Below are 23,878 nucleotides of genomic sequence, written 5' to 3'. Positions count from 1 at the left end.
GCAGGTTCCCCAGGCCCTCTGACCGCACCGGCCCGGACCAGGTACGTTCGATGACGTGGCTGGATTCAGGATCGGACGCGGCCGGGACAACCGCACCCCGCAGCAAGCGCAACAGCAACCGCGGCAGCAGCCGTACGGCACACAGGCACCACCGCCGTACGGCCAGCAGCCCTGGCCGCAGGCAGGAGGCAACGCGGCCCCGCCCCCGTACAACAACGGCGGCTACGGCAACGGCGGCAATGGCGGCTACGGCAACAACGGCAACGGCTACAACGGCGGTGGCCAGGGCGGTGGCCAGGGCGAACCGGAGTACTTCGGCGACCCGTACAACCAGCCCCAGCACCCCCACGGTTCCCCTCAGCAGGGCGACCCGTACGCCAACTCCCCCGGCCACACCCAGGCGTTCAGTATCGGCGAGGACCCGTACGGCCCCGGCGACACCTACCGCGCCGGCCAGGCCCCCGCCCAGCCCTCGGGCCCCCGACTGCGGTGGAAGGAACTGCTCACCGGCATCGTGCTCCGCCCGGGACCGACGTTCTGGCAGATGCGCGACTACCCCGTCTGGGGTCCGGCGCTCATCGTCACGTTCCTGTACGGCCTGCTCGCGCTCTTCGGCTTCGACCAGGCCCGGGACGACGCGATCCACGCCACGATCTCGACAGCGGTGCCCTACGTCGTCATCACGGGCATCGGTTTCGTCATCGGCGGCCTGGTCCTGGGCGCGGTCACGCACACGCTCGCCCGCCAGCTGGGCGGCGACGGCGCGTGGCAGCCGACGGTGGGCCTGTCCATGCTGATCATGTCGATCACGGACGCGCCCCGCCTGATATTCGCGCTCTTCCTCGGCGGCGAGAACTCCCTGGTCCAGATTCTCGGCTGGGTCACCTGGCTGGCCTCGGCCGCGCTCTTCACATCGATGGTGAGCAAATCGCACGACCTGCCGTGGCCGAAGGCACTGGGCGCGTCCGCGATCCAGCTGATCGCACTGCTGTCGATCATCAAGCTGGGCACCATCTGACGCCCACCGGCCCGCCCGCCCAAGGACACCGAAAACCCCCGGCACACACAAGGTGCCGGGGGTTCGTCACATCCTGCTCAGGCGTCCAGAACCTGCCCGCTGCGCCGCACGACGGGCTTGTCCACGCTCCACGGGAAGTTGATCCAGCGGTCGGTCTTCTTCCACACGTATTCGCACTTCACGAGCGAATGCGACTTCTCGTAGATGACCGCGCTGCGCACCTCGGCGACATGATCGATACAGAAATCACGCACCAGCTTCAGCGTCTTCCCGGTATCGGCGACGTCGTCGGCGATCAGGACCTTCTTGTCCGAGAAGTCGATGGCGTTCGGAACGGGCGCCAGCATGACCGGCATTTCCAGGGTGGTGCCCACCCCGGTATAGAACTCCACGTTCACCAGGTGAATGTTCTTGCAGTCAAGTGCGTAGGCGAGCCCGCCGGCCACGAACACCCCGCCGCGAGCGATGCTGAGCACGACGTCGGGCTCGAACCCGTCGTCCGCCACGGTCTGCGCCAGCTCACGCACGGCACGGCCGAACCCCTCGTACGTCAGGTTCTCCCGCACGTCACTACTCACATCACCGCTCATGGGACATCACACCTGGGTCCGATGGAAATTCATGAACGAACGCGACGCGGTCGGCCCGCGCTGGCCCTGATACCGCGACCCGTACCGCTCGGAGCCGTACGGGAACTCCGAGGGCGAACTCAGCCGGAACATGCACAGCTGCCCGATCTTCATCCCCGGCCACAGCTTTATCGGCAGCGTCGCGAGATTCGACAGCTCCAGCGTCACGTGCCCGGAGAAACCGGGGTCGATGAACCCGGCGGTCGAATGCGTCACAAGCCCGAGCCGCCCCAGCGAACTCTTGCCCTCCAGCCGCGACGCAAGATCGTCGGGCAGCGAGATGACCTCGTACGTCGAAGCGAGTACGAACTCACCGGGGTGCAGGATGAACGCCTCGTCCCCGTCCGGCTCGACCATGCGAGTCAGATCGGCCTGCTCGACGGCCGGATCAATATGTGGATAGCGGTGGTTCTCGAACACCCGGAAGTAGCGGTCGAGCCGCACATCGATGCTCGAGGGCTGCACCATCGACGCGTCGAACGGATCAATGCGTACACGTCCGGCGTCGATCTCGGCCCGGATGTCCTTATCTGAGAGAAGCACGCCCCGAGGATACGCAGAACGCGCGGGACCACCCCAATCCGGGACCACCCGCGCGCCTGCCACCGCCGCTTACCGCCGCTCGAACACCACGGGCACGGCATGCCGCAACCGCGCGCAACGCGGACAGCGAATGAGCCGCCCGGGACCGATCCGCCCGGCCCCGAGATGCTGCATCGGGAACGAAGCGGTAGCGAAAACGTGCCCTTCGGCACAGCGGACGACGGTGCGCTCCATGGAGTCCATCAAGTCCCTTCCCCAACAAGCCTTGGACGAGAAAGCCACATTAGGGGATGAACAGGACGCCACTCCAGACGGCACTCCGACCACCCACGCTACGCCCCCAACTCCCGCCCACGACAACCGCATCCACTCTCCACCCATAGCAAAAAGGCCCCACGGCTCAAACGCCGGGGACCTGCGATGGGGTACAGTATGGGACGGTAGGCGCCGCTCAAGCGGCACGCTTCGCGGGTGTAGTTTAATGGTAGAACATGAGCTTCCCAAGCTCAGAGCGCGAGTTCGATTCTCGTCACCCGCTCTTGCAAGAGAGCCCAGGTCAGCGACCTGGGCTCTCTTGGTTGTCTGGACGTTCCTAGGTGTCACGCACCACCTCTGCGCCACCTGCCCCCTTCTCCTGCCGCGCGTGTTCACTTTCTCGGGCGGCCTGCACCATCCGGTCCAGCCCGCCGGCGACCTCCCTCTGCCGCTCGTGGTCGGAGTGCGGGTAGATGAGCGCGGCCTTCTCGGGCGACGGCCCGGCGCGCACCATCGTGTCCTTGGGCGTCGCCCCGGATCGAGTCGCCGCGAGCGGGTCCGCCTCGTACGTGACCCGGATGACACCGTCCGGGTGTCGTTCGGCGCGGGCGCGGACCCCGAAGACCTCGAGAAAGAGGTCCGGAGTGAGGACGTCGAGGACCGGGCCCGCGGCGATGACACAGCCGTGGTGGAGGACGACGAGGCCGTCGCAGAGCCGGGCGGCCAGGTCGAGGTCGTGCAGCACGGCGAGAGTCGTGATGCCGGTGTTCCGGATCAGGCCGAGGAGTTCGAACCGGGCCCGGATGTCGAGGTGGTTGGTCAGTTCGTCCAGGACGAGGAGCTCCGGGGCCTGGGCGAGGGCTCGGGCGAGCAGGACGCGCTGGCGCTCGCCGCCGGAGAGGGCAGAGAAGTCCCGGTCGGCGAGCGATGCGATGCCGCAGCTCTCCATCGCCCCGGCGACGACGCGCCGGTCGCTCTCGCCGTCGCGTCCCAGCACCCCGTGGTGCGGGGTGCGGCCGAGCGCCACCGTCTCGGCGACGGTGAGGCCGCCCGCGCCCGCACCGTCCTGGAGGACGGCGGCGGTGTGCCGGGCTGCGGCCCGCGAGGAGAGCCGCCACACATCCCGCCCGCCCACCTCGACGACCCCCGCTACGGGCCGCAGCGAACGGTAGACGGCACGCAGCAGGGTGGACTTGCCGCTCCCGTTGGGGCCGACGAGGCCCACGATCTGGCCTGGCAACACGTCAAGTCCGACGTCGTGCAGGACCGGGGTGTCGTCGAGGGTGACGTGGAGGCCGTCCACGGTGAGTCTCATGCGGCGTCGAGCCCCTTGTTGCGGCGCAGCAGCCAGAGGAAGAACGGTGCGCCGAGCAGTGCGGTGAGGATGCCCAACGGCAGCTCGTTGGGCCGGTTGACGGTACGGGAGAGCAGGTCGACCAGTACGAGGTAGACGGCCCCGAGGAGTGCGCTCAGCGGGATCAACCTGCGGTGGTCGGCGCCGAGGGCGAGCCGTACCAGGTGCGGGATCATCAGGCCGACGAAGCCGATTCCGCCCGCGACGGCGATGACGGTCCCGGTCAGGAGTGCGCTCACCACGAGCAGCACCGCGCGGGTGCGGTGCACGTCCACGCCGAGCGATGTCGCAGACTCGTCCCCGGCGAGCAGTGCGTTCAAGCGCCGCCCGAAGAGGGCGAGCAGCGTCGCCCCGAGCGCCACCACGGCGGTGACGGTGGGCAGTTGACTCCAGCGGGCGCCGGAGACGCTGCCCAGCATCCAGAACATGACGCCGCGCAGCTCGTTCGGTGTGGCCCGCAGTTGCACGAAGCTCGTCGCCGACAGCAGCACGTAGCCGACCGCGACCCCGGCGAGCACGAGCCGCGTGGGCGCGAGCCGTCCCCTGCGTTGTCCGAGCGCGAAGACCAGCATCCCTGCCAGGAGTGCCCCCACGAACGCCGCTCCGGAGACGCCGAGTCCGCCGAGCCCCGCCCCGCCGAGCGTCATCACGAGGACCGCGCCCAGCGAAGCTCCGTGCGAGAAACCGAGGACCGTGGGATCGGCGAGCGGGTTGGAGACAAGGGTCTGGAGGACGGCGCCGGAGACGGCGAGTCCCGCCCCCACGACCGCCGCGAGGACGACACGCGGGGTGCGGAACTGCCAGACGATCTGGTCGAGGGCGACGTCGTCCACGGGCCCCCGGCCGGTGACGTGGTGGACGAGGACCGTCCACACGTCACCGACCGGCACGTTGACCGTGCCGATACCGACGGCGAGGACCATCGAGACCAGCAGCGCGACGGTGAGCACGAGGACGCAGGCCCACAACGGGAAACGGCTCAGAAGACTTCGGGGTGCAGCATCCTGGCGATCTTCTCGACCGCCATGTCGTTGCTGGGGCCGAGGTACATCGAGTCGGACAACACCACGAACTTGTTCTTCTTGGCTGCGGGCCACTGGGGGAACTCCTTGAGCAGCTTCTTCGCGTATGCCGTCGGATCCGAGTCGTTGTAGCTGACGACCACGAGGGCATCCACGTCGGTGGCGGCGACCTTCTCCTTGCTGAGGTCGGCGAAGGAGGTCTTCGACGCGCCAGCGAAGGCGTTGCTGCCGCCGGCCTTGGCGAGGATGTCGTTGTAGATGCCGTGGGCGGCGACGGAACTGAAGTCGTTGCCGCCCATGGTCATGTTGGAGAAGACGACCATGACCTTCGGCTTCTTCGCGTCGCCGACCCTCTCCGCCACGTCGGCGATGTTCTGCCGTTCGGTGGCGACGAGCTTCTCGGCCCTGTCCTCGACGCCGAAGGCCTTGCCCATGTCCCGCAGCAGTGTGTAGCTGTCGTCGATCGTCATGTTCAGGTTGTCCTGGCCGCAGCCCTCGGGCGAGACGTAGGTGCGCGCCCCGATTTCCTTGAGCTGCTCGCGGGTGGCGAATCCGTTCTTGGCATCGAAACCGTAGGACATGGTGGAGAGCACGAAGTCGGGACGCAGACCGATCATGGCCTCGCGCGGGATGTCGAAGGCGTCGTTCGGCTTCACCCCGCCCGTGGGCAGCTTCTTTATCTCCTCGGCGCGCCCGGGGACTTCGGACATGCCGTAGGACTGCTGGTTGGAGACGATCCGGTCCCCCTGGCCGAGGGCGAGCAGCGTGGACACCTCGGCGACCGAGGCCCCGTTCATCACGACGACCCGGCTGGGGGCCCTGTCGAACTTCTGGTTCAGCCCGCAGTTCTTGAGCGTGACGGGGTACTCGCCCCGCGCGGCGGGGGACGCCTTCTGGGCGGCGCCCGTCTTCTTGCCGTCCGCGCCGGAGCCGGAATCCGATTCGGAACAGCCGGCCGCGGCGAGACACAGGAGGGTGGCGAGGGCGATGGCTGCCGGCCTGGGTGTCGGCATGGGGTTCTCCTCGGTGATCAAGTGGGCGCGTCAAGGCGCTGTTGCAGGAGTCGGGGGCAGGGGCGGGGAAGTTCCCGGCGGTCGGGGGTGTGATGTACGCGGCGTAGGCGTTTGCCCGGCGCGGTGGGCGCGGGGAAGGCCGTACGCACGGAGCGACCGGACCGGGGACGGCGCCCGGCCCGGCGGGCCACCGGTCCGTACCGGGGGCGGGCATGGCGACAACCCGCGACCGCCGGGCGAGGGACCGGACCACGCTCGGGAAGGCACGCCCTCGCTCTGCCGAGCAGAACCGAACCGCGGGCGCGCACCCTCGTGAACGCACTGCCGCACGCCGCGATGACCGGAGCGATGGCGTGGATGGTCGCCGCGATGTCCTCGGCCATGTCCATGGGCGCGACAGGCGGGGGCCACGCGCACGACATGCCCGGGATGGACATCTCGGCCCCGGGCGCGACCGCGACGATGACGCTCAGCGACACCGGCGACCGCTGGAACGCGGGACTGCTCGCCCTCGTCCTGCTGGCGCTCGCACCGTGGTGGCTCGCAAGGGGCTTCGACACGGGCCGCCTCGCGCCCCGCACGGCGAGCGGCGCGGCCTCGGGCGGCGCGGTGCACGCAGCGTGGGCTGTCACGGGCTGATGGCGCTGGGCATGGCGGTGATGTTCGTCGTGATGGTGTGATCCGCGGGAATCGACGCCGGCTGAACGGGCCTCGGCTCGTGCGGCCCCTGACGCCGGGCGCGCGTCCCGGACCGTGATGCTCCTGGGACACGCGTGACAGGTGTCCGCTATGTGATGCAGGCCACTCGACCGCGGTGGAACTCGCGGCCCGGTCCGGCCGACCTCTGGACCGTACGACCCGCACTCTCGCCGGAGCCTCCCTCATGGACCACTCGGTGACGCCTTCCGCCGGACGGCGTTCCACCCCCGTGCCGTACGCGCCGCTCGGGGGTTTCCTGCTTCTGCTCGTCGCGCTCTTCGCCGTCTCGTACGGGGTGGGGCACCTCGCCGGGCCGGTCGCCCCCGACATGCGCGGGGTCTCGCACCAGGATGACGCCCCGGGCCCGCACGACATGGGCGGCATGGGCGGGACGGGCCACTGATGGGCCGGGAGACCGCTCCGCGCACCCTCGCCACGACCGATCTGGTCGTCGGCGGCATGACGTGCGCGGCCTGCGTGCGCAGGGTCGAGAAGAAGCTCGGCGCCCTGGAGGGCGTGCGCGCCACCGTCAATCTCGCGACCGGTACGGCCCGCGTCGAGCACCCGGCGGATCTCGGTACGGACGCGCTCGTCGCCGCCGTCGAGAAGGGCGGGTACACCGCCCGTCTCCCCGAGCCGCCCGCGTCCGGGGAGGATCGGGATGACGAGGCGACTGGCCCCGGTGTCCCGCAGCGGCTGCTGGTGACCGCGCTGCTCGCCGTCCCCGTCCTCGTCCTGTCGATGGTGCCCTCGCTCCAGTTCCGCAACTGGCAGTGGCTGTGCTTCGTGCTCGCCGCGCCCATCGCCTTCTGGAGCGCGTGGCCCTTCCACGAGCGGGCCTGGCGCGGGCTGCGGCACGCCGCGGCGACGATGGACACGCTCGTCTCGCTCGGCATCCTCGCCTCCTTCGGCTGGTCCTCGTACACGCTCTTCCTCGGCGGCGCCGGCGCCCCCGGCATGCGGATGCCCTTCACGCTGCTGCCCACCGCCTCGGACGGGATGGCGCACGTCTATCTCGAAGCGGTGGTCGGCGTCCCGCTCTTCGTCCTCCTCGGCCGCCACCTGGAGGCCCGCGCCCGGCGCGGCACCTCGGCCGCCCTGCGCGCGCTCACCAAGCTCGGCGTGAAGGAGGTGACGGTACGGGACGGGGCCGTGGAGCGCACCATCCCGGCCGCGCGCCTCGCGGTGGGCCAGGTCTTCCTCGTACGACCCGGGGAGCGTGTTGCGACGGACGGTGAGGTCGTGGAGGGCACGTCCGCCGTGGATCTGTCCCTCGTGACCGGCGAGACGCAGCCCGTGGAGGTCGCGGCCGGCTCCGCCGTCACGGGCGGCTCGGTCAACGCGGGCGGGCTCCTGCTCGTACACGCCACGGCCGTCGGCGCCGACACCCAACTCTCCCGCATCACGGCCCTCGTCACCGAGGCCCAGGCCGGGAAAGCCCGCGCCCAGCGGCTCGCCGACACTGTGGCCGGGGTCTTCGTACCGGTCGTCCTCACCCTCGCCGTCACCGTGCTCGGCTTCTGGCTCGGCGCGGGCGCGGACCCGCAGCCCGCCTTCACGGCATGCGTCGCCGTCCTCGTCGTCGCCTGCCCCTGCGCACTCGGGCTCGCGACCCCCACCGCCCTCATGGCGGCCACTGGCCGAGGCGCCCAGCTCGGCGTCCTCGTCAAGGGACCGCAAGCCCTCGAAGCCCTCCGGCAGATCGACACCGTCGTCCTCGACAAGACCGGCACCCTCACCTCCGGCCACCTCACCGTCACCGCCCTCACCGCGCGCGCGGAAGGCCCCGGCGCGCAGGAGGTGCTGCGGCTCGCGGCGACCGTCGAGACCGGCTCCGAGCACCCGCTCGGCCGAGCCCTCGTCCTCCACGCCGAGCACTCCCTCGCCGAGGGCGCAGTCCGGCCCGACGCGCTCAGCGGTTTCACCGCGATGCCCGGCAACGGCGTGCGCGGACACGTGGAAGGACAGCTCGTCGAAGTCGGCGCCCCCGGGGGCGAGCTGCCCGAGGAGCTGGGCGCGGCCCTCGCCACCGCCCTGGAAGCCGCCCACACCCCCGTCCTGGTACGTGTCGACGGGCGGCCCGAGGCCGTCCTCGCGCTCGGCGACGTCCTACGCCCCGGCAGCTACCACGCCGTGGACCGGCTCCGCCGCCTCGGCGTGCACCCCGTCCTCGCCACCGGGGACCAGGAGGAGCCCGCGCGGGCCGTCGCCGCCGCGCTCGGCATCGACGAGACGTACTCCCGCTGCACCCCCGAGCGCAAAGCGGAACTCGTCCGCGCGCTGCGCGCGGAGGGGAAGCGGGTCGCGGTCGTCGGGGACGGCGTCAACGACGCGGCGGCACTCGCCGGGGCCGACCTCGGCATCGCAATGGGCACCGGCACCGATGTCGCCATCGGCGCCGCCGACGTCACCCTCGTCCGCGACGACATCGAAGCCCTCGCCGACGCCGTGCGCCTCGCCCGCCGCACCCTCGCCACCATCCGCGGCAACCTGCTGTGGGCCTTCGGCTACAACGTCGTCACCATCCCGCTCGCCATGGTGGGCCTGCTCAACCCGATGCTCGCCGCCGCCGCGATGTCCCTCAGCTCGGTCCTCGTCGTCCTCGGCAGCCTCCGCCTGCGCCGCTGGCAGCCCGCCGCCGTCGCGGGGCGCCGGCGCCCCTCCCCGAGGGCGGCCTTCTGATGCCCGTTCCCTCCGCGCGCCTGCGCGCCCCGCTCGCCGCCGTCGGCGTTCCCGTCCTCGCCTGCGCCCTCGCCCTCTCCGGTCTCGGCGCCTGGACGGCGGGCGGACGTGCCGGGAGCCCGCCACACGTGGCCGTCACGAAGGCGTACGTCTACCAGCCGCTCGGCTCGACGCCCGAGACCGCCGCCTTCTTCACCCTCACCAACGACGGCGGCTCCGCCGACCGGCTCGTGAAGGTCACCTCGCCCGACACGGCCGCGCCTCCCGCGCTGAGCGAACACCGCATGACGTCCTCCCGCGCCGCCTACCGGAAGCCGGTGGACTTTGCCACCGTCCCGGCCGAGGACGGGCTCACGATGACCCCGCGCGGGATCGACGTGACCGTACGGCCGAAGGGGACGTGGCGGCCCGGCGAAGAGGTCTCCTTCACGCTGCGCTTCGCGCACGGGAAGCCGTTGAAGGTCCGGGCGGTGGTGGTCCGGCCGGGTACGGAGACGGACCGCCCTCTTCGCCCGTAGCGCCATGCCCCGCACCGCCGCCTGTTCCCGCCGCATATGCCGGAACTCCGCTCCAGCAGGCGCGTTTCCGGCATTGACGGCAAGCCGGACGCCCTGCCATGTCGTCCGGCCCCTCGCGATGGGAGGATGAGGCGCCATGGAAGCGGGACCGGTCGGACGCGCGGTGAGGGCGGCGATGTTCGCCGCCGTCTCCGTCACGCTCGCCGCGACCGGGCACGTCCTCATGTCCGAGGCCCCGATTCCCTTCTGGGTGCTCGCCACCGGCTTCCTTGCGCTCGCGGTTCCCGGCTGGTGGTTCGCCGCCCGCGAACGCGGCCCCTGGCTTGTCACGGGCCTCGCCGTCGCGACCCAGGGCGTGCTGCACAACGCCTTCGCCGCCGCGCAGTCCGCCCTCGGAACCATCAGGGGTACGGTCACGCGGACCGCCACCACGACATCGCCCGCGCGCTTCCTGTACGACAACCTGTCCTCAACGGACGGCGACAGCACGGAGTGCGGCGGTACGGGCTCGTACGAGGCCGGAGCGGGCGCGGCGCCGACGGACGCCATGGCGGGCATGCACCACATGGCAGGCATGGACCACTCGGCCGCGAGCGGCGCGACGACCGGCATGGAACACATGGCCGGCATGGATCAGGCCACCGCCATGGACCACATGGGCTCGATGGTCCACATGGGCCACGACATGGCCGGGATGTCCTCGACGGGGATGCTCGCCGCGCACGTCCTTGCCGCCCTCGTCTGCGGCGTGTGGCTGGCCCGCGGCGAACGCGCCGCCTTCCAGGTCCTGCGCGCGGTCGCGGGCCGGCTGCTCACTCCCCTTCACCCCCTTCCCACAGCGCCATTGCCGGCCCCGCGCCGCCGCCTGCGCCCCCACCGGGGCCTGAGCGACCGGCTGCCGCTGGGCCTGCGGTGCGCTCGCGCGCGGGACCGGCGCGGGCCGCCCGGGGTGCTCGCCGCGTTCTGAGGACGCGGCAGGCATTCCGGAGGACGTACACCCCCTGGCACGCGACCGGTCGCCGACCGGTCCGCCGCCGCGCCCGCACGCAGCGGGAGTCCTCCGGCACACCCGGCCCCGAAGGGCCCGGGTGCCCCATTCACCGGAGACCCGGACCCGTCCCCCGCGCCGCCCCGCGCGCCGTAGCCGCGTCGCGCGACCCCGCGCCGTGACCGGACGCCCGGGTGCCGGACCGATCCGTGAAGGACACACCTGGCGATGAACACAACACTGCCCGCCCCGCGCGGGTCACAGTGCGCCTCCGTCCCGCGCGACAGGACGGCGGAGGACACCGTCTCGACCGGCTGGGCGCTCGCCGCCCGCGCCGGGGACCGCGAGGCTGCCGACGCCTTCGTACGGGCCCTGCACCGCGACGTCGTGCGGTACGTGGCCTACCTGTCCGCCGACTCGCAGGCCGCCGAGGACCTCGCGCAGGACACGTTCCTGCGCGCGCTGCGCACTCTGCACCGCTTCGAGGGCCGCTCCTCGGCCCGTACCTGGCTCCTCACCATCGCGCGCCGCACCGTCGTCGACGACTTCCGCAGGACCGCCGCGCGGCCCCTGCTCGCCGACACCGACGACTGGCGCGCGACCGTCGAGCGCGCCCAGCCGACAGGGCTGCCCGGCTTCGAGGAAGGGGTGGCGCTCCAGGAACTCCTGGCCGCGCTCCCGTACGACCGTCGGCAGGCGTTCGTCCTCACCCAGTTGCTCGGGCTCTCCTACGCGGAGGCCGCCCGCGCGGCGGGCTGCCCGGTCGGCACGGTCCGCTCCCGGGTGGCCCGCGCGCGTACCGCCCTGACCGCACAGCTGGAGCGCGGCGAGGCGGAGGCCCTGGCGCCGGTCGCCTAGCTGGGGCCTGTCCGGCGGATCAGGGTCGGGCAGGGCGCGGCGTCTGGTGCGGTGCATCGCAAGGCGCCGGAGCGTCCTGATAGCGGAGCTGTCCGGGCGTTTCGGCAACGCCGCGAGGTGCCGTGCCAGACGCCGCGCCCCCGGCCATGATCCGCCGGACAGGCCCCAGCGCACACCACCGGGGCGGGCGCGCGACGCGGGCGCGCACCCCCTCGGCAGTCGGCCCCGCAACGTGCACGGTTCCCCGGTCACGTGGAGAGATGACACACCCGCCGCGCCGGTCTGGCGGCGCGTGGGCACGGGTATATCCGCTCCGTTCAAGGCCGCGTCGAGAGGGCGGCCCCGGCGGAAGGTGCCCCGATGACCCACGACTCCAGCGCCCTCGACCTCACGTCCTTCGAACCCGTCGCCACGTTCTGCGGAAACTGCGACTGCGGCTGCCCCCAGCTCTTCGTGGACCCCGTCGCGAGCGAGGACCGCCGCATCGTCCTCACCGACGACTTCGGCCAGCGCGTCCGGATGAGCGCCACCCAGTTCGCCGACCTCGTCACCGAGGCGGAGGCCGGCCGCCTGGACACAGTGGCGACGGCCTGAAAGCCGACGCCCAAACCGGCCGCGTGAAGCGACGAACGGTGCGGGGAGAGGCGGGACGCACCACACCCCGAGGGGCCCGCGCTTCGGCACCACCCTCAACGCATGGGAGCCCTGCCGGGAAGACCACCGACAAACACTGCGCGGTGACTTGGGTCACTCCACCTATGCGCTCCCTCGACCGAAGGCGGGCTAGGGCGGGGTCGTCGTCGGCATGGGTCATGCGCCTGAGGGTGCGACGGCCCGTCACCTCCGGCTCACGACTGTCGGATGGCCCTCACTTGACGGTGGTGTCCCCCAGGGTCTCCAGCACCTGCCGGAGGCCCTCGGCGGTCTTCTCGACCAGGTCGCGGTCCACATCGGCGAGCAGCCGTGCGTAGTTCGCCAGATGGTCGGCGAAGGCGGCCCGGGTGACCTCGTGTCCGTGTTCGGTGAGGCGGATCTTGATGGTGCGCCGGTCGTCGCCTTCGCGCACCCGCTCGACCAGGCCCTTGGCCTCCATCTTGTCGATGCGGTTGGTGATCGCGCCGGAGGTCACCATGGACGCCTTGAGGAAGGATCCGGCGGTGAGGGCGTAGGGCGGCCCTGAGCGCTGCAGTGTGGTGAGTACGTCGAACTCGCCGTGCTCCACTCCGTGCGCGGCGGCCGTGGCCTTGGCGGACTTGTCGACCACCCGGGCCAGCCGCTGGATCCGCCCGAAGAGCTCCACTGGCCAGAGATCCTCCACCACGTCGGGGCGCTCCTTGGCCCACTGACCGATGATCGCGTCCACGGCATCGCTCATCGCCACATTCCTCTCAATGGACACCTTCTCAACGTTAAGAGACTTGACGTTGAAGGAGTCGAGCTGCTTTTATCTCAACGTTGAGATTATCAAGGCTGAACGACAGGAGCACTCGATGTCCTCGCTCACCCTCCATCCCGCCGCCCAGGACCTCCTCTTCCGTGAGGCCCGTACCGCCCACACCTTCACCAGCGAGCCGGTGACCGAGGAGCAGGTCCAGGCGATCTACAACCTGGTGAAGTACGCCCCCACCGCCTACAACCAGTCGCCGCTACGGATCGCCCTGGTCCGCTCGGCCGAGGCCCGCGAGCGGCTCGCGCAGCACATGGACGAGGGCAATCGGCCGAAGATCTCGGCCGCGCCGCTGGTCGCGATCCTCGCCGCCGACAACGAGTTCCACGAGGAACTCCCCGCGCTGCTCCCGCACTTTCCGCAGGCCAAGGACGTCGTCTTCGGCGACCGCCCGGTCCGCGAGGAGTCCGCCCTGCTCAACGCGACGCTCCAGGCGGCGTACTTCATCCTCGGCGTGCGCGCGGCGGGGCTGGCCGCGGGGCCGATGACCGGGTTCGACTTCCCGGGTGTCCAGAAGGAGTTCCTGGACGACGACCACACGCCGCTGATGGTCGTGAACATCGGCCGCCCCGGCGCGGACGCCTGGCACGCACGCTCACCGCGGCTCGCCTACGACGAGGTCGTCACCACGGTCTGAGCGACCTGCTCCACCGAGCCTCCCTGGCTGCTCGGACCACCGGAGCTTCAGACCGTCGGAGCCTCGGACTGTCGCGACCGCCTCGGCGCATTCGCGAACCGTCCGCGCCACCCGCCTCACCTTCCGGAGCCCGCCATGCCGCTGCTCGACCGAACCCACCCCCGCCCCACCGCGCAGACACCGGCCCCCGCTGCCGCGCGGGAATCGCGCCATGTCCCCACCGCATGGCTGGCGTTGCTGGCCACGCCGCTCGCCGCGAGCGCCAACAGCCCGGTCCTGATCCTCCCCGACATGGCCGACTCGCTCGGCATCCGTACAGCCACGGCGACCTGGCTCGTCACGGCGTTCGCCTGGGCCATCGCCGTCGGCACTCCGCTGATGGCGGGCCTGCAGCGTCGCCGCGGGCTGGGCAGCACGCTCCGGCTGAGCACGGCCCTGATCGTGGCCGGCACCGCGGTCGTCGCCGTGGCGCCTTGGCTGCCGCTGGCCATGACGGGCCGGGCAGCCCAGGCGATGGGCGGCGCGGGCCTGGTCACAGCGGCGATGAGCCTGGCGGGCTCGGTCCGCAGGATGGGCGTGATCACAGCAGGCTTCGGGACGCTGGGCGCGGTCGGGCCGCTGCTCGGCTCGGCGATCGCGAGCACGGCCTCCTGGCGAGCGTCCCTCGCCGTCGGGGCGGTCGCACTCCTCGCCCTGCCGGCCGTCATGCGCCACGCCGACCTGTCCGCACCGCAGCAGAGCTCCCCCTTCGACGGCCGGGGCGCCGCCCTGCTGGCCCTGATGGCGACAGCCCTGGTACTCATCCCGCGCTACCCGCTCCCAGCTGTGACCGCCTCGCTGGTGATGGCCGCGCTGCTGGCCCTGCACATCCGGTCCAACCCCACAGGCTTCGTCCCGGCATCGCTGCTGCGCACCAGGGCGTTCGTTCTCTCCGCCGCGCTCGCCTGCACCTTCGCGACCTCGTACTTCACGCTGCTCTTCACCGTCCCGCAGCTGCTGCGGGACCGTACCGGCTGGTCGACCTCCACGATCGGCACCGGCCAGTTGGTCGCCCTCCTCGCAGGGTCGGTGCTCTCCATGGTGCTGGCCGCCGCCTCGGCCCGGATGAGCCGCCCGCGGGTCCTGACGATCCTGCTCACGGCCGGAGCCCTGGCTCCGCTCACCGCAGTACTGACCCCCTGGGCGCCACTGCTCCTACTGGTCGCGACGCTGGCCGTCTTCACGACGAGTGCGGGCCAGGCGACTCTCGCGGTGTTCGCCACCCAGGCCGCGCCGACCGCCCAACGCCCCACGGCGATCGGCCTGTTCAACCTCTGCTACCAGCTCGGCGGCGCCTTCGGCCCAGCGATCGCGGCCCTGATCACCATGGGCGACTGAATCACCCTGCCCCGGTCTCCAGCGCGACGCCGGAGACGACCTGTACGACGGCCATTCACCATCCGAGGATCATGATCATGAACAAGGAGACACCCACCATGTCTACGTCCAAGACTCCGCCGGCGGCGCTACTGACCCGCCACGCAGATGCCGAGACCTGTGCCGACCCGAGCAGTGTGATGACTCTTCTGGCCGACTCGGACGGCACGGCAGGCGGCATCACGAGTTACCGATCCACCTTCGCCGAGGGCGCCACAGGGGCGCCGGCCCACTTCCACACCAGGGCAACGGAACTGTTCTTCGTGATCAGCGGAGCTCTGCAGGTTCTGGTGGGCGAGGAAGTCACCGTCCTCGAGGAAGGCGACTTCCTCGCGGTGCCTCCCCACACCCCGCACGCCTTCGCGGCTGCCCCGGGCTGTGAAGCGGATGTCCTCTTCGTCTTCACCCCCGGCGTGGGCAGGTTCGACTACCTGCGCCTGCTCGGCCGGGTGATGCGTGGCGAAGCGGACCCGAAGGAGATCGCCGAGTCCTCGGAGCGTTTCGACAACCACTACGTCGACAGCGCTGTCTGGCGCGCGGCGCTGGAGCGTTCCGCGTGATCGACTCCACGACCCCGATCCGGGTGGCCCGGCCCTCGCGGGACCTCGCCGCCGCAGAACGCTTCTACAGGGACGGCCTGGGTCTGACCGTCCTGTGGCAGACGACCGAGCGTGTGCCGGGCGAGCACGACCTGCTGATGCTCGGCCCTACCGGCGGCACCTGGCATTTCGAGCTCACGCATGACCCGGACCACCCGCTGGAGCCGACCCCAACGGTGGACGACCTGTTCGTGGTCTACCTCGGCAAGCCGGTGGACGAAGCCCTGATCGACCGCCTCGCGGCGGCCGGCGGTACCCGGGTCCCGGCACACAACCCGTACTGGGACGAGCATGGAGTGACGATCGCCGACCCGGACGGCTACCGCCTCGTACTGTGCTCACGCACCTGGGCACAACAAGCGTCCGACATCTCATGAGCGGAGCCACAGCGAGGCCAGAGGGAACCGGGCGCGATGCCGCCGGTCCTTGACGCTATGGAGCACTCTCATCGATCGAATCAAGTCGAAGGAGCGAGGAGCCATGGAAATGGGTGGTGCCTGATCCGTGAGGCACACAGGCACCTGGCGCCAGGGTTTCCTCGCTTCTGAGCGCGAGTTCGATTCTCGTCACCCGCTCCATGCGAAAGCCCCAGGCAAGGTGCTTGCAGCTCAGGGGATGCGGTGGACTTCGAGATCCGGGGGAACTGGAAGCCGGGCGGAGGAAGGCTGGTGCGGGAACGCGCCGCATACTTCGAGCTCATGGAGCAGGGCTACAGCACGAGGGATGCGGCGCGAATCGTCGGGATCAACCTGCGCACCGGCAAGCGGGGCGTAACGGCTGGCACTCACCGCCGCACGGCCAGAAGCCGGTCCCGCCCATCCATGGGACGGGGCCGGCTTCCGCGTCACCTGAGACCGCCGACAGCCCTGGAACCTCTCGGTTCCTGACCGAGACCGAGCGGATTCACATCGCCGACCGGCTGCGGGAGAAGGCGACGATCCGGCGCATCGCGTGCGAGCTGGGACGCAGTCCTTCCACCATCAGCCGGGAGGTCCGGCGCAATCGACGGCCCATGCCCAATGGCGGCTTCGCCTACCAGCCGTTCCATGCCCACCGCCGGGCCGAACGGCGACGCGTCCGGCCCAAGACCGGGAAGACCGGCCAGAACCCCGAGCTGCGGGACTCCATACAGGACCACCTGACCCTGCGGTGGAGCCCGGAACAGATCTGCCGGGTCCTGCGCGCCCGCTTCCCCGACCGGCCGGAGATGCACGTGACCCACGAGACGATCTACCAGGCCCTCTACGTCCAGGGCCGCGGGGAACTGCGCCGGGAGCTGGCCCATGCCCTCCCCAAGGCAGCAATCACGAGACCCTTCGCGCATACTCCAGTATGCTTGCCACATGTCCTCAACGACCCGCATCACCGTCACCCTGCCCAGCGACCAGGTGGCGGAGCTTCGCAAGCTCACGGACAACGTCTCCGGCTACGTGGCGGAAGCAGTGGCCCGCCAGATCCGGCACCAGCTGCTGGGCGACGATCTGCGACGCCACGTAGAAGAGCACGGGCAATTCAGCGACGAGGAGCTCGCCGAGGCCCGCTCGAAGATCTTCGGTGCTGCCAGCTCCTCCAAGAACGCGGACGCCGCGTGAGCGAGCGCATCGAGACCGTTGTCCTGGACTCGGAAGGGCTCTCCGCCTGGATCGCGCAGGACCGCAAGTTCCTCGCGATGTTGCAGGTGTTTCACGAAATGGGGGCAGACCTCGTAATCGCAGCGAACACCATCGTGGAAGTCAGCCACTCCCGTACCAACATCCCACGCCTGAACTGGACCCTGTCCCGCATCAAGGTGGAGCCGGTCACCGAACAAGCGGCCAAAGCAGCAGCGGAGCTCCTCAAAGGCGCCGGGCTGCACGGTCACAAGTACGCCATCGACGCAACGGTCGCCGAGGTAGCGCTCCGCCAGCCGAAACCCGTCGCCCTGCTGACGTCCGACAGCGACGACATGGCCAAGCTCTGCGGCAGCCAGGTCCGCATCATCCCTCTCTGACCCTCCAGCCCACCCGGAGCATGCACCTCCGCAGGTTCTGTTGCACTGCCGGGCCGTGCCCCATCCGTGCCCAGCGGAGCGGACAACAGCGGTCATGTACGGCGCCCGGAGACCACTCCAACCTCGCACGTCTCGACCAAACATGCAGGTCAGAGCCAATACGGCCGTTCAAGAACCGGTGATTCCCAAGCTCAGAGCGCGAGTTCGATTCTCGTCACCCGCTCCGCATGAGAGCCCCAGGTCAAAAAAACTGGGGTTCTTCTTTGCTGTCCAGTGTGCTGAGCAGTCCCGCCTCCGCTGCGTGCCCCGCAGGCGAGGCCGCCGCCACCTCGGCCCGAGTACTCCGGCTTCTCCACCTGAGCGTGCTCGGCTGCTTCTTCGCGCTGCTGCCGGACTTCGGTTTGATGCTCTTCACGAGCTTGAGCTGGTGCTTCTTCGTGGCGTGCTGGTAGATCAGCTGTGCCTTCGGACCGGACTGGTGCGCTCGGACCATGAGGTCCGTATCGGCGTGCCGGTCATCCGGCGCTTCAACCCCCTCCGACCTCACTCTGGTGCGCTTGCGCCTACAAGTTCGGCGCGGCTCAGGTCCGGTTGGCGGTGCCGGGGCGGGCGAGGGAGGAGCCATGGCGAGCTCCGCTTCGCTACAGGTGGCAATCCGTGCGTGGGCGAGTCCAGACGAGGAAGCCAAGGTACGGGAGTCTGCAGTCCGGGCAACAGCGGGCCGGTGGACGCTGTGGGAGTACTTCCCTACGGCGCCGGAGCCGCCTCTGCCACCGCCCCGCCTCAGGGCGCATGTCGTACCGACCCATGTCACCCCTGCCGACCCCGAGCGCGCGGCCGCCGTGATGGACCTGTGCACCTGCCTCTCCGAGCTCGCCTCGGACCTCGCCAAGCGGTACGGCGCAGAGGCGCGGGCAGGTGGGGTGGACGAGTGCGGGACGACGATCTCCACCTGTCGTTCCACCCATGGGTCCAGGTGCGCGAGGCCCTACGCCAGCACTCTTGAGGGCATGACAACGACCGAGTGGATCACCGACATCGCCCTCGTCCTGATCGTCTTCCGGCAACTGCGGGAAGGCCGTCTCGACCTCAAGACCTTCCTGATCCCGCTGGGGATCGTGGCCTTCGTGGCCCACACGTACCTCGGCAGCGTGCCCACCGCGGGCAACGACCTGATGCTGATCGGCGCGCTCATGGCCGTCGGCGCGGCGCTCGGCATCGCGGGCGGCGTCTACACCCGCATCCGGGTTGCGGGCGAGCACCTGCTGATCAAGGCCGGCGCGGTCTCCGCGATCCTTTGGGTGCTCGGCATGGGCGCCCGCATGGGCTTCCAGTTCTGGGTCTCGCACGGCGGCGCCGACAACGTCGCGCGGTTCAGCATCGCCCACCACATCACCACCGACCAGGCCTGGGTCGCGGCCTTCGTCCTGATGGCACTCACCGAGGTCGTCACGCGACTCGCGACGATCTTTGTCCGGAGCCGGATGGTGAACGGCAGGCAGGCGCAGACGACCGCAGCGACGCACCCGGCGCCCTCTCTCGACCGCACGGCCTGACCGTGGACTATGGTCACGCCGTGCCCGAAGCACAGAGCATCCCAGAAAAGCAGAGCACCCCTGCGGAGCAGAGCGCGCCCGATACGGGCTCGGCCCCGTACCGGGCGTCCGGCCCCCTGGCCTTCACAGGTCACGATCCTCGCGTGGGCTGGGTCCTGACCCTCTGCGTCATCGGCTCCGCGTTCATCACGGTGCGGCCGATCGGTCTCAGCGGCCGGGGCCTCGTGGTCGCCGCGCTCATCGTCGTCAACTCCCTCGCCCTCCTCGCCCGGCACCTGCCCGAGCACAGGGTCCCGCCCCGCGTCGCCCTGGTCTGGCTGACCCTCGGCATCGTCGCCGCGGCCGCCCTGATCGCCGTCAGCCGCAGCGGATCGAGCTACCTCTTCGCGTTCTTCATCGTCGGCCACGCCGGATACCGGCTGGAGCCCAGGCCGGCCCTGGCCCTCGCGGCGTTCTGCAGCCTGCTGTGCGGCGGAGTCCTGTACTTCCGCATCGGCCCCGGCCACCACCTGCTGCCCTGGGCGGTCGGTCTGGCCACCGGCACCCCGGTCGTCGTCGGCATCATCAACCGCAGCCGCCGGCGCGCCGTCCAGGCGGTGATCGAGGCCGCGGAGTCCGCCGAGCGGGCTGCCCGCGCCGAGGCCCAGGCCGCCGTCCTCACCGAGCGGGGACGGATCGCCCGCGACGTGCACGATGTCCTGGCCCACTCCCTCGCGGGCATCAACATGCAGCTGGAACTGGCGGACGCCCTGATCGAAACCGGTGACCTGGAGAAAGTCCGCGTGGCGAACCAGAAGGCGCACAGCATGGTCAAGGAGAGCCTGAAGCAGGCCCAGTGGACCGTGCACGCGCTCCGTGAGGACTCCCTGCCGCTGGTGGGCAGCCTGACCGCGATGCTCGACTCGTCCGGCCACCGCGACGCCCTCACCCTCACCGGCACCGCGCGCGACGTACCGTCCCAGGTCACGCAGAACCTGCTGCGGATCGCGCAGGAGTCGCTGACCAACGCCGTCCGGCACGCGCCCGGCGGCGAGGTCCACGTGGAGCTGACGTTCGATGCCGCATCGACGACACTGAGGATCCGTAACAGCGCGGCGACCCGTGCGGTGCGCGCGGGCGTCGGCAGCGGAATGGGGCTGATCGGCATGCGGGAACGGGTCGCCCTGCTGGGTGGCACGATCACTGCGGGCCCGGTCACCGAAGGACCGGACGAAGGCGGCTGGCAAGTGGAGGCAGTGATTCCGGGATGAGTGAACCGACGCAGAATCCCCAGCGGCTGCGTGTGATCGTCGCCGACGACCAGGCTGCCGTACGGGAGCCGCTGGCCGCGGTCCTCGATCTGGCCGAGGACATCGACGTCGTCGCCTCGGCCGCCGACGGCACCGAAGTACTCGCCGCAGTCGCCGCAGGCCCGGTCGACGTGGTTCTGATGGACCTGCGGATGCCGGTGATGGACGGCACCGAGGCGACCCGGCGGCTCACCGAGGAGCACCCCGAGGTCGCCGTGGTCATCCTGACCACGTTCGCCGACGACGACTCCATCCTGGCCGCGCTGAGCGCCGGCGCCAGCGGCTACCTCACCAAGAACGCGGGGCGCCAGGACATCACCCGCGCCATCCGCGCCGCCGCCGCGGGGCAGTCCGTCCTCGACCGCGAAGTCCAGAACCGCCTCCTGGAGACGGTCCGCACCAAGCCCCCGGCCCCCGGACAGCCGCTGCCCGGCGACATCACCCCGCGCGAGCGCGAGGTCCTCACCCTGATCGGCCAGGGCCTGCCGAACCGTGCCATCGCCGAGAAGCTCTTCATCAGCGAGGCCACGGTGAAGACGCACATCAACAACCTCTTCGCCAAGGCGGACATCAAGGACCGCGCCGACGCCGTGCGCCGCGCCCTCGGGGCAGGCCTGGCCTGAGTCGTCGAGACTCCGCGGTCTCCACCTCGCGCGGCGATACTCTCTGCGTATCTCAGCAGGTCAGGAGGGGCGTCGTGCTGGTTGGGGCTGTGGACTTCTGCCCAAATCATCCGGTGCTCCTCATCGGATCACCGATCCTCCGGAGCTGGACTGGGACAGCGCGCCAGCTTGTAGCGACGGCAAACACATCGTCGTCCGGACTCGCGGGCAGACCGCGCTCACTCGGGTATCGATCCGGAACCGCGCTATGCCTGTCATGGGAGACGACGTCTTCGACGGGGTGCTGAACGTAGAGGGGTCGCGGGTATGCGTGGCCGACGCGGAGAACCTCACCCGGTGGGTCACGGGCTCGGTGTCGTCAGGCTCGCAACGTGTCGTCATGTGCGTTGACGATCCCGGCCGTGCTTCGCGCGTACATGTTGGCTTCGACACTCGGATCCGGGAAGCATCAGCCTGTTCCCGCAGGTCAGGTCGCACATTGACGCCCGAGCACCGGGTGATTCCCAAGCTCGGAGCGCGAGTTCGATTCTTGTCACCCGCTCCATGAAGACCCAGGCCAGCGGCCGTGGCTTTCTTGTTGTCCGGACCGCTCTGAGCGTCGCGCACGGGATCCGCACCAGAAGCATCCTCCCGGCCCTTCTCGGCGTACCAGTCGAGATGCCGCCGCGGACCGGTCCGGAGGAAGCCCGGCAACACGACGAGACGCTTACCCCACCTCCGACTCGGTGTCGCCCGGTGCGCGCCTTCCCATGGCCAGCTCGGCGTCCCGGGCCTCCAAGGCGTCGGCGGAGAGCCGGGGTGGTCCGTCTCCTGCAGCTGCCTGTTGGGGCGGCGGCTCGATCGGCGACCGGAACGAGGATCGGACGCGGTCAAGAGGATCGGACACAGTCAATCGGAGCTCGCTGATGCCGATGCCGGGGAGGGCAACGTCTTGATGTCAGTACGGGCGAGCCTCACTCATCGCACGGGGAAGCCGAAGGAGTAGCCCTGCTGCTTCAGCCAGGGCAGGATCTCGCGCAGCGCGGCCAAGGTCTGGGAGCGATCCCCGCCCGCGTCGTGGAAGAGGACGGTCGGCCCGTTGGAGATCTCCCTCTTGACGGTGGCGACCATGGTCTCCACACCGGGGCGCTCGAAGTCCTTGGAGTCGACGTTCCAGCCCAACGGCCGCATCCCACGGGACGCGGCAAGGTGCCGGCTGTACGGGGTGAAAGCGCCGCCCGGGGCCCGGTAGTACTGCGGCCGGACGCCTCCGGACGCCTTGGTGATCATGCGTTCGGCATCCAGGATCTGCTGGGACTGGTATGCCTCGGACTTGGTGTCCATGGCGGTGTCGTGGGAGATCGTGTGGTCGCACAGCCGGTGCCCGGCCGCCACGACCTGCTTGACCAGGTCCGGGTGTGCCTGGGCCTGCGTGCCCACCATGCAGAACGTGGCCTTCACACCGTTGTCCTTCAGCAGTTGCAGCACCTGCGGCGTCCAGACCGGGTCCGGTCCGTCGTCGATGGTGATGTTGACGCCCCGGGCGCCGCGGTCCGAGGCGTGCACGATGTCCGCCGCGACCTTGGCGGTCGGGTCCTGGGGCCGGGCGTCCGGCGATGAGACACGCGCTTGCGGCTGCCGCCCTCCGGCGGTGTCGGCCTGCGCGGTCCACACCGAGGTGGCAGCGGCCACCGCTGTCACTCCGAGCGCCGCCGCGAGAAGCCGGCTGTGCCATCCCCTTCCCTTGTGCTTCGCCATGTCCGCCCGCCCCTTTGTTGTCTCCGCCGATGCCCTGCCCTCATCAAGACATACGAAGGCTCGTGCAGGCTCCCCCTGTTACCGATCGCGGACGAATCCGCAGGGGACCGGCGACAAACGCGGGAGCCCTGCGACAGATGAGGGGGCGCGGCGGCCTCCGGGGGATGCCGGCGAGGGCGGTGGACGCTGATCCGCTCGGCGCCCGCCCGAAGCCCGGTCGACCAACAGATCCACACGTCCCGACAAACGAGGAGGAGCCCGTCAGCAAGCTGACGGGCTCCCGCGAAAGACCGAGGCTAACCTGCCATCAGGTCAGATCGTCGGTGTGTCATCGACGATCTCCTTGTGCGGTTCGACAATGAACTTCCAGCCATCGCTGGGCTCCAGGAACCGCACTCGGGTCGGGTAGATGTCCAGGGCACGGCGGTCGCGGTTCTGGTTGTTCGTGTTCTTCCGCCCCCGGGCCGGCTCCTCGTACAGGTCGACCTTGACGTCCGGCACCGCGACGGTTTCCTCGCTCCAGCGCTGAACGATCCCCGCGCCGAACGCGTCCCGTGCGGCGGAGTAGAGCGCCTCCAGGGATTCCTTCTTCCCGTCAGGCACGAAGAGGGCGAGGTTCAGGAGGACGCCGGCACTCTGGAGAACCTCGATTTCTTCCCCTGCCTTGTCGGCAATCCAGATCCCGCGCTCTTCGGCATTGTCCGGGAGGACATGAATTTCCTCACCGAAGATCGTCCTCGCAGTGAAGGACCCTCCCTCGAAATTCTTACCCGGCCCCGTAAGGAAGGCCGGAGCGTAGCAGTCGAGAGGAAGGCCATTCATCTCTGCCGAGACGAAGATGTCGTCCTGGAGGCCCAATTCGGAAACCTCTCCGGCCGTAAGACGTCGAGCCGTAACCTTCTCGGTATTCACGCCATTCCCCTTTTTTCGCGGCGTCCTGTAAATCCATTAGGACTATACCACGAAAACGAACGACCAATCCCTTTACGCAGGCCTCCACCCTCA

24 protein-coding genes, 1 tRNA gene and 2 pseudogenes are annotated in these 23,878 nt (G+C 70.1%); 19 read left to right on the top strand and 8 right to left on the bottom strand.

The window, feature by feature from the left end; all coding sequences use genetic code 11:
- Positions 1 to 55 precede the first annotated feature (55 nt).
- Positions 56 to 1,018, top strand: a complete 963-nt coding sequence (locus ACFV8T_RS08995; protein ID WP_385325903.1) for a Yip1 family protein — start codon at positions 56 to 58, stop codon at positions 1,016 to 1,018.
- 77 nt (positions 1,019 to 1,095) lie between these two features.
- Here ACFV8T_RS08995 and ACFV8T_RS08990 read toward each other — a convergent pair whose 3' ends face one another.
- Positions 1,096 to 1,596, bottom strand: a complete 501-nt coding sequence (locus ACFV8T_RS08990; protein ID WP_385326243.1) for a phosphoribosyltransferase — start codon at positions 1,594 to 1,596, stop codon at positions 1,096 to 1,098.
- A gap of 18 nt (positions 1,597 to 1,614) precedes the next feature.
- Positions 1,615 to 2,190: a dCTP deaminase gene (dcd, locus tag ACFV8T_RS08985; RefSeq protein ID WP_072487843.1), complete on the bottom strand. Its 576-nt coding sequence runs from the start codon at positions 2,188 to 2,190 to the stop codon at positions 1,615 to 1,617.
- Positions 2,191 to 2,657: 467 nt separating this feature from the next.
- Between dcd and ACFV8T_RS08980 the strand changes: the two genes are divergently transcribed.
- A tRNA-Gly gene (locus ACFV8T_RS08980) sits at positions 2,658 to 2,728 on the top strand.
- Between the two features lie 255 nt (positions 2,729 to 2,983).
- On the opposite strand, the pseudogene ACFV8T_RS08975 reads toward ACFV8T_RS08980, so the two are convergent.
- From ACFV8T_RS08975 to ACFV8T_RS08965, 3 genes and pseudogenes are all read right to left on the bottom strand, one after another.
- A pseudogene (locus ACFV8T_RS08975) lies at positions 2,984 to 3,760 on the bottom strand (ABC transporter ATP-binding protein); the annotation flags it as partial.
- Entirely contained in the window at positions 3,757 to 4,722 is a 966-nt protein-coding gene (locus ACFV8T_RS08970) for a FecCD family ABC transporter permease (RefSeq protein WP_385326241.1), read from the bottom strand. The gene ACFV8T_RS08970 and the pseudogene ACFV8T_RS08975, both read right to left, overlap by 4 nt.
- 56 nt (positions 4,723 to 4,778) lie before the next feature.
- Positions 4,779 to 5,834 carry an ABC transporter substrate-binding protein gene (locus ACFV8T_RS08965; RefSeq protein WP_385325901.1) on the bottom strand — a complete coding sequence of 352 codons (1,056 nt, stop codon included), beginning with the start codon at positions 5,832 to 5,834 and terminating at the stop codon, positions 4,779 to 4,781.
- A gap of 312 nt (positions 5,835 to 6,146) precedes the next feature.
- On the opposite strand from ACFV8T_RS08965, the gene ACFV8T_RS08960 reads away from it, so the two are divergent.
- From ACFV8T_RS08960 to ACFV8T_RS08930, 7 genes are all read left to right on the top strand, one after another.
- Positions 6,147 to 6,473 carry a DUF5134 domain-containing protein gene (locus ACFV8T_RS08960; protein ID WP_350979674.1) on the top strand — a complete coding sequence of 109 codons (327 nt, stop codon included), beginning with the start codon at positions 6,147 to 6,149 and terminating at the stop codon, positions 6,471 to 6,473.
- Positions 6,474 to 6,717: 244 nt separating this feature from the next.
- On the top strand, positions 6,718 to 6,936 hold the full coding sequence (locus ACFV8T_RS08955) for a hypothetical protein (protein ID WP_350979673.1): 219 nt from the start codon (positions 6,718 to 6,720) through the stop codon (positions 6,934 to 6,936).
- Positions 6,936 to 9,215 carry a heavy metal translocating P-type ATPase gene (locus tag ACFV8T_RS08950; protein ID WP_385325899.1) on the top strand — a complete coding sequence of 760 codons (2,280 nt, stop codon included), beginning with the start codon at positions 6,936 to 6,938 and terminating at the stop codon, positions 9,213 to 9,215. The genes ACFV8T_RS08955 and ACFV8T_RS08950 overlap by 1 nt, the downstream gene beginning before the upstream one ends.
- Positions 9,215 to 9,733 carry a copper chaperone PCu(A)C gene (locus ACFV8T_RS08945; protein ID WP_385325897.1) on the top strand — a complete coding sequence of 173 codons (519 nt, stop codon included), beginning with the start codon at positions 9,215 to 9,217 and terminating at the stop codon, positions 9,731 to 9,733. Before ACFV8T_RS08950 ends, ACFV8T_RS08945 begins: the two co-directional genes overlap by 1 nt.
- A 136-nt stretch (positions 9,734 to 9,869) precedes the next feature.
- Positions 9,870 to 10,700, top strand: coding sequence for a hypothetical protein (locus ACFV8T_RS08940; RefSeq protein WP_385325896.1), 831 nt, complete (start codon positions 9,870 to 9,872; stop codon positions 10,698 to 10,700).
- Positions 10,701 to 10,949: 249 nt separating this feature from the next.
- Complete coding sequence (locus ACFV8T_RS08935) at positions 10,950 to 11,579, top strand: sigma-70 family RNA polymerase sigma factor (protein WP_385325894.1); 630 nt, start codon at positions 10,950 to 10,952, stop codon at positions 11,577 to 11,579.
- Between the two features lie 360 nt (positions 11,580 to 11,939).
- Positions 11,940 to 12,173, top strand: coding sequence for a hypothetical protein (locus tag ACFV8T_RS08930; protein WP_385325893.1), 234 nt, complete (start codon positions 11,940 to 11,942; stop codon positions 12,171 to 12,173).
- 274 nt (positions 12,174 to 12,447) lie between these two features.
- Here ACFV8T_RS08930 and ACFV8T_RS08925 read toward each other — a convergent pair whose 3' ends face one another.
- On the bottom strand, positions 12,448 to 12,954 hold the full coding sequence (locus ACFV8T_RS08925) for a MarR family winged helix-turn-helix transcriptional regulator (protein ID WP_189276927.1): 507 nt from the start codon (positions 12,952 to 12,954) through the stop codon (positions 12,448 to 12,450).
- Between the two features lie 115 nt (positions 12,955 to 13,069).
- Between ACFV8T_RS08925 and ACFV8T_RS08920 the strand changes: the two genes are divergently transcribed.
- From ACFV8T_RS08920 to ACFV8T_RS08875, 10 genes and pseudogenes are all read left to right on the top strand, one after another.
- Positions 13,070 to 13,663: a malonic semialdehyde reductase gene (locus ACFV8T_RS08920; protein WP_385325891.1), complete on the top strand. Its 594-nt coding sequence runs from the start codon at positions 13,070 to 13,072 to the stop codon at positions 13,661 to 13,663.
- Between the two features lie 135 nt (positions 13,664 to 13,798).
- Complete coding sequence (locus ACFV8T_RS08915) at positions 13,799 to 15,040, top strand: MFS transporter (RefSeq protein WP_385325889.1); 1,242 nt, start codon at positions 13,799 to 13,801, stop codon at positions 15,038 to 15,040.
- Between the two features lie 98 nt (positions 15,041 to 15,138).
- Positions 15,139 to 15,639: a cupin domain-containing protein gene (locus ACFV8T_RS08910; RefSeq protein WP_385325888.1), complete on the top strand. Its 501-nt coding sequence runs from the start codon at positions 15,139 to 15,141 to the stop codon at positions 15,637 to 15,639.
- A complete protein-coding gene (locus ACFV8T_RS08905; protein WP_385325887.1) occupies positions 15,636 to 16,055 on the top strand; it encodes a VOC family protein in 420 nt (139 codons plus the stop codon). The genes ACFV8T_RS08910 and ACFV8T_RS08905 overlap by 4 nt, the downstream gene beginning before the upstream one ends.
- A gap of 243 nt (positions 16,056 to 16,298) precedes the next feature.
- A pseudogene (locus tag ACFV8T_RS08900) lies at positions 16,299 to 16,969 on the top strand (transposase); the annotation flags it as partial.
- A 52-nt stretch (positions 16,970 to 17,021) separates the two neighbouring features.
- A complete protein-coding gene (locus tag ACFV8T_RS08895; RefSeq protein ID WP_385326239.1) occupies positions 17,022 to 17,270 on the top strand; it encodes a hypothetical protein in 249 nt (82 codons plus the stop codon).
- Positions 17,267 to 17,668: a PIN domain-containing protein gene (locus tag ACFV8T_RS08890; protein ID WP_385326238.1), complete on the top strand. Its 402-nt coding sequence runs from the start codon at positions 17,267 to 17,269 to the stop codon at positions 17,666 to 17,668. Before ACFV8T_RS08895 ends, ACFV8T_RS08890 begins: the two co-directional genes overlap by 4 nt.
- Positions 17,669 to 18,678: 1,010 nt before the next feature.
- The gene (locus tag ACFV8T_RS08885; protein WP_385325885.1) at positions 18,679 to 19,224 is read left to right on the top strand and encodes a hypothetical protein; all 546 of its coding nucleotides are present in this window, start codon (positions 18,679 to 18,681) and stop codon (positions 19,222 to 19,224) included.
- A 143-nt stretch (positions 19,225 to 19,367) separates the two neighbouring features.
- Positions 19,368 to 20,474 carry a sensor histidine kinase gene (locus ACFV8T_RS08880; protein WP_385325883.1) on the top strand — a complete coding sequence of 369 codons (1,107 nt, stop codon included), beginning with the start codon at positions 19,368 to 19,370 and terminating at the stop codon, positions 20,472 to 20,474.
- Positions 20,471 to 21,136 carry a response regulator gene (locus ACFV8T_RS08875; RefSeq protein WP_384752549.1) on the top strand — a complete coding sequence of 222 codons (666 nt, stop codon included), beginning with the start codon at positions 20,471 to 20,473 and terminating at the stop codon, positions 21,134 to 21,136. Before ACFV8T_RS08880 ends, ACFV8T_RS08875 begins: the two co-directional genes overlap by 4 nt.
- A gap of 957 nt (positions 21,137 to 22,093) precedes the next feature.
- Here the strand turns inward: ACFV8T_RS08875 and ACFV8T_RS08870 are convergent.
- Entirely contained in the window at positions 22,094 to 22,873 is a 780-nt protein-coding gene (locus ACFV8T_RS08870; protein WP_385325881.1) for a polysaccharide deacetylase family protein, read from the bottom strand.
- A 312-nt stretch (positions 22,874 to 23,185) separates the two neighbouring features.
- Positions 23,186 to 23,785 carry a hypothetical protein gene (locus tag ACFV8T_RS08865; protein WP_385325879.1) on the bottom strand — a complete coding sequence of 200 codons (600 nt, stop codon included), beginning with the start codon at positions 23,783 to 23,785 and terminating at the stop codon, positions 23,186 to 23,188.
- Between the last annotated feature and the right edge of the window lie 93 nt (positions 23,786 to 23,878).

This window comes from Streptomyces sp. NPDC059832 (assembly GCF_042731715.1).
Classification (GTDB): domain Bacteria; phylum Actinomycetota; class Actinomycetes; order Streptomycetales; family Streptomycetaceae; genus Streptomyces.
Note: the sequence above shows the minus strand (reverse complement) of the source record. Positions and strands in the feature narration are given on the sequence as shown.